General features: G+C 53.8%; 13 protein-coding genes and 1 pseudogene. 12 read left to right on the top strand and 2 right to left on the bottom strand.

Features of this window, described 5'->3' with window-relative positions; translation table 11 throughout:
• The first annotated feature begins 191 nt into the window (after nt 1-191).
• The 3 genes from dusB (at nt 192) to HEP82_RS12025 (ending at nt 4,112) form a co-directional block, all read left to right on the top strand.
• A complete protein-coding gene (gene dusB / locus HEP82_RS12035) occupies nt 192-1,157 on the top strand; it encodes a tRNA dihydrouridine synthase DusB (RefSeq protein ID WP_192458407.1) in 966 nt (321 codons plus the stop codon).
• A gap of 23 nt (nt 1,158-1,180) precedes the next feature.
• On the top strand, nt 1,181-1,477 hold the full coding sequence (fis, locus tag HEP82_RS12030) for a DNA-binding transcriptional regulator Fis (protein ID WP_012883002.1): 297 nt from the start codon (nt 1,181-1,183) through the stop codon (nt 1,475-1,477).
• Nucleotides 1,478-2,060: 583 nt separating this feature from the next.
• Nucleotides 2,061-4,112, top strand: a complete 2,052-nt coding sequence (locus HEP82_RS12025; RefSeq protein ID WP_192458307.1) for a putative bifunctional diguanylate cyclase/phosphodiesterase — start codon at nt 2,061-2,063, stop codon at nt 4,110-4,112.
• A gap of 57 nt (nt 4,113-4,169) precedes the next feature.
• Here the strand turns inward: HEP82_RS12025 and HEP82_RS12020 are convergent, their stop codons facing one another.
• The gene (locus HEP82_RS12020; protein WP_192458306.1) at nt 4,170-5,147 is read right to left on the bottom strand and encodes a LysR family transcriptional regulator; all 978 of its coding nucleotides are present in this window, start codon (nt 5,145-5,147) and stop codon (nt 4,170-4,172) included.
• An 86-nt stretch (nt 5,148-5,233) separates the two neighbouring features.
• Between HEP82_RS12020 and HEP82_RS12015 the strand changes: the two genes are divergently transcribed.
• From HEP82_RS12015 to HEP82_RS11980, 8 genes are all read left to right on the top strand, one after another.
• Nucleotides 5,234-6,154, top strand: coding sequence for a carbon-nitrogen hydrolase family protein (locus tag HEP82_RS12015; RefSeq protein ID WP_192458305.1), 921 nt, complete (start codon nt 5,234-5,236; stop codon nt 6,152-6,154).
• 314 nt (nt 6,155-6,468) lie between these two features.
• Complete coding sequence (locus HEP82_RS12010) at nt 6,469-7,239, top strand: amino acid ABC transporter substrate-binding protein (protein ID WP_192458304.1); 771 nt, start codon at nt 6,469-6,471, stop codon at nt 7,237-7,239.
• A gap of 27 nt (nt 7,240-7,266) precedes the next feature.
• On the top strand, nt 7,267-7,932 hold the full coding sequence (locus HEP82_RS12005; RefSeq protein ID WP_015855352.1) for an amino acid ABC transporter permease: 666 nt from the start codon (nt 7,267-7,269) through the stop codon (nt 7,930-7,932).
• 130 nt (nt 7,933-8,062) lie between these two features.
• Nucleotides 8,063-8,755 (top strand): CTP synthase C-terminal region-related (seleno)protein, encoded by a 693-nt coding sequence (locus HEP82_RS12000; protein ID WP_192458303.1) that lies wholly within the window; start codon nt 8,063-8,065, stop codon nt 8,753-8,755.
• A gap of 295 nt (nt 8,756-9,050) precedes the next feature.
• Complete coding sequence (locus HEP82_RS11995) at nt 9,051-10,076, top strand: amino acid ABC transporter substrate-binding protein (RefSeq protein ID WP_192458406.1); 1,026 nt, start codon at nt 9,051-9,053, stop codon at nt 10,074-10,076.
• 75 nt (nt 10,077-10,151) lie between these two features.
• Nucleotides 10,152-11,330: an amino acid ABC transporter permease gene (locus HEP82_RS11990; protein ID WP_192458302.1), complete on the top strand. Its 1,179-nt coding sequence runs from the start codon at nt 10,152-10,154 to the stop codon at nt 11,328-11,330.
• A gap of 15 nt (nt 11,331-11,345) precedes the next feature.
• Nucleotides 11,346-12,434 carry an amino acid ABC transporter permease gene (locus HEP82_RS11985; protein ID WP_192458301.1) on the top strand — a complete coding sequence of 363 codons (1,089 nt, stop codon included), beginning with the start codon at nt 11,346-11,348 and terminating at the stop codon, nt 12,432-12,434.
• Between the two features lie 8 nt (nt 12,435-12,442).
• Nucleotides 12,443-13,204, top strand: coding sequence for an amino acid ABC transporter ATP-binding protein (locus HEP82_RS11980; RefSeq protein ID WP_192458300.1), 762 nt, complete (start codon nt 12,443-12,445; stop codon nt 13,202-13,204).
• Nucleotides 13,205-13,305: 101 nt separating this feature from the next.
• Here the strand turns inward: HEP82_RS11980 and HEP82_RS20250 are convergent, their stop codons facing one another.
• Nucleotides 13,306-13,419 carry a tautomerase family protein gene (locus HEP82_RS20250; protein WP_407938286.1) on the bottom strand — a complete coding sequence of 38 codons (114 nt, stop codon included), beginning with the start codon at nt 13,417-13,419 and terminating at the stop codon, nt 13,306-13,308.
• Between HEP82_RS20250 and HEP82_RS11970 the strand changes: the two are divergent.
• Nucleotides 13,372-13,602, top strand: a pseudogene (locus tag HEP82_RS11970) (transposase); the annotation flags it as partial. The gene HEP82_RS20250 and the pseudogene HEP82_RS11970 sit on opposite strands and share 48 nt — an antisense overlap.

Raw genomic sequence — 13,602 nt, 5'->3', positions numbered from 1 at the left:
TACGGTTGTTTAACGATTAAGCGGTAAAAAACTAACGATATGTAAATTAAGGAAAAATAAAATCCCCCGATCCGCAACACAGCATTTCATTGATCTGTTCGGCGCAATTGCTCAAAGTTTGGCCTTTCCTATCGCGTGAAAAATGCGTAATATACGCGCCCTTGCAGGCACAGTATGGTCATTCTTTGTCTATGCGCATCGGACAATTTCAGCTTCCCAATCGTTTAATCGCCGCCCCGATGGCCGGTGTCAGCGATCGCCCTTTCAGGGTGCTTTGCCTCACGATGGGTGCTGGGATGGCGGTATCCGAAATGCTCTCTTCCAATCCGGAAGTCTGGCGTTCGGATAAGTCGCGTCTGCGTATGGTGCACAGTGATGAACCCGGTATCCGGGCCGTACAGATCGCCGGCGGCGATCCGGCGGAGATGGCGGCGGCAGCCAGTATCAATATGGATAATGGCGCGCAGATTATCGACATCAACATGGGATGCCCGGCCAAAAAGGTAAACCGCAAGATGGCAGGCTCCGCCCTGCTGCAGTATCCGGATCTGGTGAAACAGATCCTGACAGCGGTAGTGAAATCGGTCTCCGTACCGGTGACGCTGAAAATCCGAACCGGTTGGGCGCCAGAACACCGTAACTGTGTAGAAATTGCCAGATTGGCTGAAGACTGTGGCATTCAGGCCCTCACCATTCACGGCCGCACCCGTGCGTGCCTGTTCAATGGTGAAGCGGAATACGACAGCATTCGGACAGTTAAGCAGGCCGTTTCCATTCCGATTATCGCGAATGGCGACATTACTGACCCGCACAAAGCCAGAGCGGTTCTTGATTACACCGGGGCTGATGCCCTGATGATAGGACGAGCCGCTCAGGGAAGACCCTGGATCTTTCGGGAAATCCAGCATTATCTGGACACAGGGGAGTTGCTTCCACCACTGCCGCTGGCAGAGGTCAAGCGCTTGTTGATCGGGCACATACGGGAATTGCATGACTTTTATGGTCCAGGCAAGGGATTCCGTATCGCACGTAAGCACGTGTCCTGGTATCTCCAGGCCCACGCCCCGAACGACCAGTTTAGGCGCACATTCAACGCCATTGAGGATGCCAGCGAGCAGCTGGAGGCGTTGGAGGCATATTTTGAAAATCTTGCGTAAACAGAAAAAGAGCTGACTGAACTATGTTCGAACAACGCGTGAATTCTGACGTACTGACCGTTTCCACTGTAAACTCTCAGGCTCAGGTAACCCAAAAACCCCTGCGCGACTCGGTTAAACAAGCACTGAAGAACTATTTCGCTCAACTGAATGGTCAGGACGTGAACGACCTCTATGAGCTGGTACTGGCTGAGGTTGAACAACCCCTGTTGGACATGGTGATGCAGTACACCCGCGGTAATCAGACCCGCGCAGCCCTGATGATGGGCATCAACCGCGGTACCCTGCGTAAGAAACTGAAAAAATACGGCATGAACTGATTCTGATCGGTTAATGCACGGAAGAAAGGCGCTTTGTCCTTAACGGAAAGCGCCTTTTTTATCACCTTCCCGCCAGGCGACAAGGATGCTGTGGTAAAACACATCCAGCGTATTTTATCGCCGACAGCGCATATCCCCTTTTCACCCGCACGACTCAGCATGTACGACACCGATATCATCCAACGCCAATATCGCTAGCGACCAATCAGCTATCAGCCAGTAATGAATACAGCTGACGTATTGAAAATACGGACAAAACACCTTTCATCGTCAAACCTGAATCGCCTGGCTCTTTCGAGTTTCCAATTAATGGAAAAAGGCTCCAAATAATATGTTATGGCACGCCTATTGCGTGTCATAACCTGGCTCATTCATTATGTTGGACAGATGATGGCAAACCTCCCTGCATCACCGCTGATGCCTGACGTCATCGCGGCTCATCACTAAAAGTGATGTTTGATATCAGGTCATCGGGAGACACCATCATTCGCAAATTAAAAGAAATATCACTAAGTCGATATCCAGACTCTTAAAAACGTGATAATTCCATACGCCTACAACGTACCGCACGACGGAAAATCTGATGTTAATCGTTTCGTGGGACACACTGATGATTGCCATATCTTGGTTAGTGGCGTTTATCGCCTCTTTTGTCGCACTGGATATGGCTGGCAAGGTTGCCTATTGCGAAAAACGTGTTGCCTTGTTCTGGCTGACGGCTGGTGGTACCGCCATGGGCATGGGTATCTGGGCGATGCATTTTATCGGCATGTTGGCCATGCACATACCGATAACGGTGAGCCATAACCTCAACCTCACCGCGGTGTCCTTACTGGTCGCCATATTTTCCTCTCTGGTTTCACTGCATCTCGCGGCTTCAGCCCCCCAACTCACGCGCGCCAGACTGGTGCTTGCCGCGCAGATCTTCGGCGGCGGCGTAGTCTGCATGCATTACACCGGCGTGGCGGCGATGGCGGTTGCCGACGGTATACACTGGAACGGTTGGTGGGTAGCGGTATCCATACTGGTAGCCTTTGTCGCTTCCGGCGTAGCGATGTGGCTGGCATTTTCTCTGCGTCTACGGCAACGGTTATTTGCCCGCCTTGCCGCAGCGCTGGTGATAGGCGCTGCGATTGCCGCCATACAGTATATCGGCATGGCCGCCGTCGGCCTCTCGCCGCTGGCGCACTATCACGGAGACAGCGTCAATCAACGCGACCTTTCCGTCTGGGTATCGGCAATATCATTATTGATCCTCGGCGCCATGCTGATGATTTCTATGCTTGACGCGCAATTGCGGGCATCCCGTTTAACCGACAGCCTGAGGCAGGCCAATGACCAGTTGGCACGGCTCGCCATGCACGATGCGCTGACCGGGTTGCCCAACCGCATGCAATTGGAAAGGGAACTGGAATCCTGCCTTCATCACGCCCGCCAACACCAGCAAACCTTTGCGTTGATGTATATGGATCTCGACGGTTTCAAAATCGTCAATGATGCCTGGGGGCACTACCTCGGCGATCAGTTACTGGCTGGCGTGACGACGCGCCTGCGCGAATATCTGGGGCCTGGCATGACCCTGGCACGGATGGGTGGGGACGAATTCGTGCTGCTGATGCGAGACTGCGGCGAAGAGCAGGCTGCGGCGCTGGCCGACAAACTGGTACAGGCGATTGAGCAGCCATTTCACCAGTCGGGCTATACGCTACGGGTCACGCTCAGCGTCGGCATCAGTCTGTTTCCGCGAGACGGTGCAACATCCCATGACCTCAGGCTCAACGCCGACACCGCGATGTACAACATCAAACAGACCGGGCGCAACGGCTGGATATTCTACAGCCCATCATTCAGCCACCATGGCAACCACCAGCCGGAGCTGTTGCAAGAGTTGCCAAAAGCGTTGGCGCTCAACCAATTCCGTTTATGGTATCAGCCCAAATATCGGCCGCCGAATGGCCCCATCCACGGTTTTGAAGCACTGATTCGCTGGCAGCATCCGCAAAAGGGCCTGTTACTGCCCGATAAGTTTCTGCCTATGGCGGAAAAAACCGGTCTGATTATTGCCATCGGCGAATGGGTCATCAACGAGGCCTGTCGACAATTGCAGGTCTGGCACCAGCAAGGGCAGGATCACTGGACCGTAGCCATTAACATTTCTCCCGTCCAATTTGACCAGCATAATCTGGTCAGTGTGATTTCCGACGCACTGGTGAAATACCAGATTCCGCCGTACATGCTGACGCTGGAAATCACCGAAAGCGTCGCCATGCGCAATCTGGAAAAAAGCCTGAATATCCTCCACGAGCTGGATCGATTGGGGGTCAAAGTCTCGATCGATGACTTTGGCACCGGTTACTCCAATCTGCTTTCCCTGCGCCGGCTACCGGCCAGAGAGTTGAAGATCGACAGGACGTTCGTTAAGGACTTACTGCTCCATAATAAAAACGCCGTGGTAGTCACCACTATCATCGAGATGGCCCGCTCCATGAACCTGGAAGTGGTTGCGGAAGGTGTGGAAACACCGGAGCAACAGGAATTGCTCACCCGCCTTGGCTGCTATTCCTTGCAGGGATTCCTGCTCGCGCCACCGATGCCGCCAGACCATATCAACGAACAACTGGCGCTCCCTCGCTAACGGCTTACCCCTTGTCAGCCGCAGGCCGGATTCGAATTGTACCAATCATACAGTCTCCTAAGAGCGGCCATCAGGCTGCTTTTTTTTGTTCAATCTCCCGGAGACCAAGCCGTATTCGTCGTCAGATCGCAGTTCGGCAAACACGCATTGAACCGCTTGCCTGACGGCGACGACCGCCGGATCGCGCAATGCGTCGAGCCGCCACCCCAGTTCAACAGCGTAACCAGGCAAAACCAGCGGACAAGGCAGCACGCGCAGATCGGCGATTGCCGCAATCGCGTAGGCGGCATGGGCCGGCAGCGTCACCAGCGATTCTGAGCCCTTAAGCAGATAAGGAACGGCTGCAAAATGGGTAGTGGATACTTCAATCCGACGCTGCAACCCGAGTGCCGCCAACGCTTCATCCACAATGCCGATAAATCCGCCCGATGAAACCAAAATATGCCGACGACGGATGTACTCTTCCAGCGTCAGTGCATCCGGCGCATCAGGCCGGTTGTCCAGCAGGCAGGCATAGCTCCCGCCGCCCAGCACTTGCCGGCCCAGAATACTTGACGAAAATCCCTCCGTGGAAATAGCCAGATCCACCGCTCGCTCCATCAGCATATCCGCAGCGACTCGGCTGTGGGTCTGCCGGAAGATCAGCCGAATGCCGGGATATTCCGCAGCGACCTGATTGGTCAGCGTCCTGGCCAGCGCAATCTCATAATCGTCGGACCATCCCATCGTCACCGTGCGCCCCTGAAATTCATCCCCTACCGAATTCGCCATCGACAAGCTCTGGCGACATTTGTTGAGCGCATCGCTGATGATGGGGTGGAGTTCATCAGCGCGCCGCGTCGGACGTAACCCCCGCCCTGTACGCTCAAACAGACGATCACCGTAGATATTTCTCATACGCCCCAGCGCAGCGCTGATCGCCGACTGCGTGACGCCCAGCCGTAATGCCGCACGACCGGCGCCGCCCTCTTCATACAAGGCTTCAAATACCTTGAAGAGGTTCAGATCCATCGTCTCGATATTAATTTTATTCATTTCATCTATATGGCATAGCGCATTGATTGATAACGGTTGAGGCAGGTATACCGTTCATCATCGCCTACATCAACAGGAAAACATGTATGTCCCTAACGACCGTCGCCGCACTGCAACTGGGTTCATCGCCCGAAGGAAAAGAGGCCACGCTCGCTGGCATTTTGGCCTACGAAAACGAAATCATCGCCAGCGGCGCCCGGCTGGTGGTTATGCCGGAAGCGGTATTAGGCGGCTACCCCAAAGGGGAAACTTTCGGTACGCAATTAGGCTACCGCTTACCGGAAGGTCGGGAAGCTTTTGCCCGCTATTTCGCCAACGCCATTGTTGTTCCCGGCCAGGAAACCGAAGCACTGGCGGGGTTGTCGCAACGAACCAATGCCAGCCTGGTGGTCGGCGTGATCGAGCAAGACGGCAGCACGTTGTATTGCAGCGCACTGTTTTTCGATCCCCAACAGGGGTTGGTCGCCAAGCACCGTAAACTGATGCCGACTGGCACTGAACGGCTCATCTGGGGACAAGGAGACGGCTCGACCCTACCGGCGGTGGAAACGGCCGCCGGTCGCATCGGCTGCGCCATTTGCTGGGAAAACCACATGCCGCTGCTGCGTACCGCGATGTACGCCAAAAATATCGACATCTGGTGCGCCCCCACCGTGGACGAACGCGATATCTGGCAAGCATCCATGCGGCATATCGCCCATGAAGGGCGCTGTTTTGTTATCAGCGCCTGTCAGGTGCAGCCGTCGCCTGCATCCCTGGGGATCAGTATTCCCGGGTGGGAGCCGAACCGGCCGTTAATTCAGGGCGGCAGCGTGATTATCGGGCCGTTGGGCGATGTGCTGGCAGGGCCGTTGCGTGGACAAGAAGGCTTACTGACCGCGCAGGTGGATACGGAAGAACTGGTACGGGCACGTTACGACTTCGACGTGGTCGGCCACTATTCCCGTCCCGACGTATTTTCCCTCGGTGTGGATGAACGCCCGAAAAAAACCGTCAATTTTCTCTAAGACGCTTTGCCGCTCACGAGGGCGCTATCCGACATCCCAGCCGCAAAAATCGATTGGCTGGGCGGGAAAACGCCAAGGAAGGCTTCTGCCGATGATTTCTCCTGCCTACAGACGTCGACCTTAAACATCCTACTGACCGGCATTGCGCCGCAATTCGTCGGCAGATTATGAGTTATCAGACTATAAGAAGTCACACTTATCTTTTTTGGTTATAAAAAATAACATTTCTTCATCACGCCACTACCATTTAGTCCGTGCATCTCACTATATGCCGCGACATAATCCGTGACGTCATTTACTGATAGGAATCCGTTATGAAAAAAGTAAATTCCGCCTTGCTCTCTGTTGCATTATTGACCACAGCATTCGCCAGCCATGCACAGGATGATCTCAGTGCCATCAAAGCAGCAGGCGTCATCAAATTCGGTACGGAAGGAACCTATGCGCCCTATACCTATCACGACCAGTCCGGCAAACTGGTTGGCTTCGATGTGGACATCGGCCGCGCCGTGGCTGAAAAGCTTGGCGTAAAAGCAGAATTTGTTGAAGGACGTTGGGATGGCTTGATTGCCGGTGTGGATGCAAAACGCTACGACGCAGTGATCAATCAGGTCGGCGTCACCAAGGAACGTCAGGCAAAATTCGACTTCTCCAAACCCTATATCGACGCTCGCTCCGTACTGATCGTTCGCGGCGATAACACTACCATCAAGAATTTTGACGAACTGAAAGGCCGTAAGTCAGCTCAGAGCCTGACCAGTAACTACTCCAAGCTGGCCACCAGCTATGGCGCCAATATCGTGCCCACCGATGGTTTCAACCAGTCGCTGGAGCTCGTGCTTAGCGGCCGCGCCGACGCCACGCTGAACGACAACCTGTCTTTCCTCGATTTCAAGAAACACAAGCCTGACGCCAACGTGAAAGTGGTCGCAACGGCGGAAAGCGGCGATCCCTCAGCGATTCTGGTGCGGAAAAACCAGCCTCAGCTGGTTGAAGCACTGAATAGTGCACTGGATCAGATCAAAGCCGACGGCACCTACAAAACGATTTCTGTGCGATACTTTGGGCAAGACGTTTCCCAATAATCTGCATTGATATCGGAGTTATTCCAGATGCCATCATGGCTGCAACTCATGGCAGACTCCTTTTGGAGTCTGCTGTCCGCCGGAATTCAATTTACGGTTCCCCTCGCAATCCTCTCTTTCATTCTTGGTCTGGCAGTCGGCGTCATCGTTGCGTTGCTGCGCCTGTATGGCCCGAAACCCTTAAAATGGTTCTGCGATTTTTACGTGTGGGTGATCCGCGGCACGCCGCTGCTCGTCCAGCTGTTTCTGATTTTTTACGGTTTGCCCAACGCAGGGATTACGTTGGATGCCTTTCCGGCAGCACTGATTGGGTTCACCCTCAATGTCGGCGCCTATACTTCGGAAATTGTTCGCGGCGCTATCTTGTCAGTACCCAAAGGGCAGTGGAACGCAGCGTATTCGCTGGGCATGAACGGCGCACAGGCGATTCGCTGGGTGATCGTGCCACAGTCGGTTTTCGTTTCCCTGCCGCCGCTCTCCAATACCTTTATCTCGCTGATCAAAGACACATCACTGGCGGCGGTCATTACCGTGCCCGAAATGTTTCTGGCGGCGCAGCGCATTGTCTCCGTCACCTATGAGCCGCTGATTCTCTATGTTGAAGCGGCCCTGATTTACCTGTTGTTCAGTACGTTTCTCGGCAAGATTCAGGTGCGGCTGGAAAAATATTACCAGCGGCACACCGTGCATTGATGCCACGGGCAAAAGACGGATTGGCGGTGCCCCGTCACCCTGCGTGGCGCCGCCTAATTATTCGCGTCTCCATATCTCGACATTATTTCCGGTTTGCCGTAGCCTCTGTTTTTACCAGCCGGAGAATGCCATGAAACAAAATGCCAGAATCGTGCTGATAGGTGACTACAATCCCGCCGTCATCGCCCATCAGGCCATTCCCCCCGCCATAACCCTGGCAGCTCGCCACCTCGGAATATCCACGGAATCTCAATGGATACACAGCGAACAGTTATCGCCCCGTCAGCTTGCTGAGGCTGATGCCGTATGGTGCGTACCCGCCAGTCCTTACAGTAATGACGAAAACATCCTGCAAGCCATCCGCTATGCCCGCGAATCCGGCACGCCGTTTCTCGGCACCTGCGGCGGTTGCCAATATGCCTTGCTGGAATATGCCCGCCATGTGTTGCAATGGCAGGACGCCAGCAATGCGGAAGTCACCCAGCAAGGGCGTTGCGTCATTGCACCATTACAATGCGAGATGGTGGAAAAGCAAGGCGATATCCATTTAGCGCCAGACAGCCATGTCGCCCGTGCATACAGCACACTGGATATTACCGAAGGCTATCGCTGCCGATACGGCATCAATGAGGATTTTCGCCGCGATTTTACCGCGGCGACCGTCAAAGTGACCGGCACCGACGACAACGGAGATATCCGAGCGATCGAGCTTGCAGACCATCCATTTTTTGTCGGCACGCTATTCCAACCTGAGCGCACTGCACTAAAAGAGATAGCGCCGCCACTGGTTATCGCTCTGTTGCGGGCCGCCGCCCAACGCTAGAAACGTTTCACCCGACACGGATTGCACCATGTCAGCGCAATTTTGCGCTACGGTATCCACCTTGGTGCAATCCATGCCTTTTATTTATCCCCTCATACCACCTGTTTATTACTCATCTCCTACTGATGCATTTTGATTTTCAGCCTGCCGGGCACCAATTACCAACCTGGCATTATTTTTGCTTTATAAAAATACGGCTCGATGTCGACGGAGCACAGAGCCGACAGACAGGAAAGGCGCACGTAACGGGCGCCAAAACACAACAGCATAACTATTAATTAGGCACACGATGATGATGAAAAAAGTGATTATGTCTACGCTGGTTGCCGGCGCCTCACTGTTCGCCCTTGCCAACCAAGCTCATGCTGGCGCAACTCTGGATGCCATTCAGAAGAAAGGATTTGTACAGTGCGGTATCAGTGATGGGCTTCCCGGTTTCTCGTATGCTGACGCCAATGGCAAATACACGGGTATTGACGTTGACGTCTGCCGTGGCGTAGCAGCAGCCGTATTCGGCGACGCCAACAAGGTGAAATACACCCCACTGACGGCAAAAGAGCGTTTTACCGCCCTGCAGTCTGGCGAAGTTGACATACTTTCCCGCAATACCACTTGGACATCCTCACGCGACGGCGGCATGGGCCTGCTGTTTACCGGCGTAACTTACTATGACGGTATCGGTTTCCTGACCCACAACAAAGCGGGCTTGAAAAGCGCTAAAGAGCTGGACGGCGCAACCGTTTGTATCCAGGCCGGTACCGATACCGAGCTGAACGTAGCGGACTACTTCAAAACCAACAACATGAAGTACACCCCGGTCACTTTTGATCGTTCCGACGAAAGCGCCAAGGCGCTGGATTCTGGTCGCTGCGATACGCTGGCTTCCGACCAATCCCAGCTGTACGCGCTGCGCATTAAACTGGGCAAACCGACCGAGTTCGTCGTTCTGCCTGAAGTTATCTCCAAAGAGCCGCTGGGCCCGGTTGTCCGCCGCGGCGACGAAGACTGGTTTGCCATCGTCCGCTGGACGCTGTTCGCCATGCTGAACGCCGAAGAAATGGGCATTACGTCCAAAAACGTCGACACGCTGGCGGCCAAACCGACTACCCCGGATATGGCGCACTTGTTGGGTAAAGAAGGCAACTTCGGCAAAGACCTTAAACTGCCGAACGATTGGGCCTACAAAATCGTCAAACAAGTCGGTAACTATGGCGAAGTGTTTGAACGCAACGTTGGTCAGGGCAGTGAGCTGAAAATCAAGCGCGGTCTGAACGAACTGTGGAACAAGGGCGGCATCCAGTACGCTCCTGCCGTTCGCTAATCCATCCTCCGCACAATTCGGGCACGTTCTGCGTAATCAGGCGTGCCCTTGCTTTACCGTTACAGAGGCTCCAACATGCTTCAACGCCCAACCGTGAAAAGTGATCTTTCACTGACTAATCCAGCGGTGCGCGCCTGGTTGTATCAAATCATTCTTGTCATCGCCGTATTGGCCTTCGCCGGTTATCTGGTAAGCAATACGGTGACGAACCTTGCACAGCGCGGCATTACGTCAGGTTTCGCCTTTCTCAACAACAGCGCCGGCTTCGGCATTATCCAGCACCTGATTGATTACCAGCAGGGGGATACCTACGCGCGCGTGTTCGTTGTCGGGTTACTCAATACGTTGCTGGTTTCAGCTATTTGTATCGTCTGCGCTTCTTTGTTGGGATTCGTCGTCGGGCTTGCGCGTCTGTCGGATAACTGGCTGTTGCGTAAACTCTCCACGTTCTATATCGAAACTTTCCGAAATATTCCGCCGCTGCTGCAGATTTTCTTCTGGTATTTTGCCGTACTGCGCAACCTACCGGGGCCACGTCAGGCAGTAAATGCACTGGACATGTTCTTTCTGAGCAACCGCGGTTTGTACATCCCGTCGGCGGAATTGGGAAGCGGCGCGCTTTCCGCTGTGCTGTCACTGGTCGCGACGCTAGTGGTTGCCATACTGATTTCCCGCCGCAGTCAACGTTATCAGGCGCTGACAGGTCAGCAGCGCAAAACCTGGCCGATACCGCTGACGATGCTAATTGTATTAATGGGGTTATCCCATCTGGTGTTCGGCCCTGCGTTGCACTGGGATGTGCCGGAATTGAAAGGCTTCAACTTCCGCGGCGGCATGGTGCTGATTCCCGAGCTGGCGGCGCTGGCGCTGGCATTATCGATCTATACGTCATCGTTTATCGCAGAAATCATCCGTTCAGGGATCCAATCCGTTTCGCATGGCCAGCATGAAGCGGCGCTGTCGCTGGGGCTGCCCAAGTCAGTGACGCTGAAAAAGGTCATTCTGCCGCAGGCGCTGCGCGTCATTATTCCGCCATTAACCAGCCAATATCTGAACATTGTAAAGAACTCATCGCTGGCAGCAGCTATCGGTTATCCAGACATGGTGTCGCTGTTTGCCGGGACAGTGCTTAACCAGACCGGTCAGGCGATTGAAACTATCGCCATCACCATGTCGGTATACCTGATCATCAGCCTGTTGATTTCATTGGTGATGAACGTCTACAACCGGAAGATCGCGTTAATCGAGCGCTAAAGGGACAGGGTTATCATGACTACACGTACTACATCCAACCCGACGCCCGTCAACAGCGCTATTGCCTGGGCGCGGCGTAATCTGTTCTCCAGCGTGACCAACAGCATACTGACGCTGGTCTGTTTGTGGCTGTTGTGGGAGCTGATCCCCCCCTTGCTTAACTGGGCGATTTTCAAGGCCAGTTGGATCGGCAATTCACGCGGAGACTGTACGCCAGATGGCGCCTGCTGGGTCTTCATTCATGCCCGATTCAGCCAATTTATGTATGGGTTGTATCCGCGGGAAGAAATTTGGCGTATCAACTTTGCACTGGTACTGGCGTTAATCAGCATCTTACCGATGTTTTGGCGAGTGTTACCTCACCGCGGCCGCTATATCGCCGTCTGGTGCGTGGTTTATCCATTGCTGGCCTGGTGGTTGCTATTCGGCGGATTCGGCGGACTTCCTCGTGTGGAAACACGCCAGTGGGGCGGGTTGACGCTGACGATTATCATCGCCGCTATTGGTATCGCGGGTGCGTTGCCGCTAGGCATATTGCTGGCGTTAGGGCGCCGCTCCAACATGCCGATCTTGCGGTCGTTGTGCGTTATTTTCATCGAGTTCTGGCGCGGCGTACCCCTGATCACCGTGTTATTCATGTCATCCGTAATGCTGCCGCTGTTTCTGACGGAAGGCACCAACATCGATAAATTACTGCGTGCGTTAGTCGGGGTTATCCTCTTTCAGTCGGCTTATGTCGCCGAAGTGGTGCGTGGCGGTTTGCAGGCATTGCCAAAAGGGCAATATGAAGCAGCCCAAGCGTTGGCACTGGGTTACTGGCGCATGCAGGGTCTGGTTATCCTGCCTCAAGCACTGAAGTTGGTGATACCCGGTCTGGTCAATACCATTATTGCGCTGTTCAAGGACACCAGTCTGGTGATCATCATTGGGCTTTTTGATCTGTTCAGCAGCATCCAGCAGGCAACCGTTGACCCAACATGGTTAGGGATGTCAACGGAAGGCTATGTCTTCGCCGCCATTCTGTACTGGATTTTCTGCTTCAGCATGTCCCGCTACAGCCAGCATTTAGAAAAACGTTTTGATACCGGACACAAGTCCCATTGAGGTTATCCATGAACCAGGACACGTTAACATCATCTACCGACCACATGATTTCGCTGGAAAATGTGAACAAGTGGTACGGACAATTCCATGTACTGAAAGATATCAATCTGCAAGTAAAACAAGGTGAACGTATTGTACTGTGCGGACCATCAGGTTCCGGTAAATCAACGACTATCCGCTGCATCAATCATCTTGAAGAACATCAGCAAGGCCGTATCGTTGTCGATGGTATTGAGCTGAATCACGACAGCCGTAATATCGAAAAAATTCGGACGGAAGTCGGCATGGTATTCCAGCATTTCAATCTGTTTCCGCACTTAACTGTTCTGCAAAACTGTACGCTGGCGCCGAGTTGGGTTCGCCGTATGCCGAAAAAAGAGGCGGAAGAACTGGCGATGCATTATCTGGAGCGCGTCCGTATCGCCGCCCACGCTCATAAATACCCAGGGCAACTTTCCGGCGGTCAACAGCAGCGTGTGGCTATCGCTCGCTCTCTGTGTATGAAGCCCAAAATCATGCTGTTCGATGAACCAACTTCCGCACTTGACCCCGAAATGGTCAAAGAGGTTCTGGATACCATGCTCGGGTTGGCAGAAGACGGTATGACGATGCTATGCGTGACTCATGAAATGGGCTTCGCCCGTACCGTAGCCAACAGGGTGATTTTTATGGATCAGGGCGAAATCGTTGAGCAAGCGCCACCGGATATCTTCTTTACCAGCCCGCGATCGGAGCGTACTCAAACATTTTTGGCGCAAATTTTGCACTAATAATCGACTAGGCTCTTTCCAACCCGTGGGGAAGAGTTCTAATACTAAGAAAAAGCCCGCTCTCAATGAACGGGCTTCCTTTTTTACAGCAGCACATTATGTCAGCTACGCTGGCGTAATTCCGTCAACGGCACTCCGCCAATCCCCCAGTTATCTGTATCCACTTCATTGATTACCGCAGGCTGCTGCGGGAGGTTCGTGAGCCACAACGGCATACCCTGCGCCGCCTGATGATGGATGAGTTTGCCCTGTTTAAGGGGCATCGTTACGCCACGGTCGTGGCAGATGCCGATACACAGCAGGTGCTGTGGGTGGGCGAAGGTCGTAGCAGAGCCGCCTTACGTCCCTTCTTCACCTGGCTGGGGCCAGAGGGATGCGCCAGTATCGAATCCGTTGTC

Origin of the sequence: Musicola keenii, from assembly GCF_014855505.1 — a bacterium.
Taxonomy (GTDB): Bacteria; Pseudomonadota; Gammaproteobacteria; order Enterobacterales; family Enterobacteriaceae; genus Musicola; species Musicola paradisiaca.
This window is presented reverse-complemented; position numbering and strand designations above follow the sequence as displayed.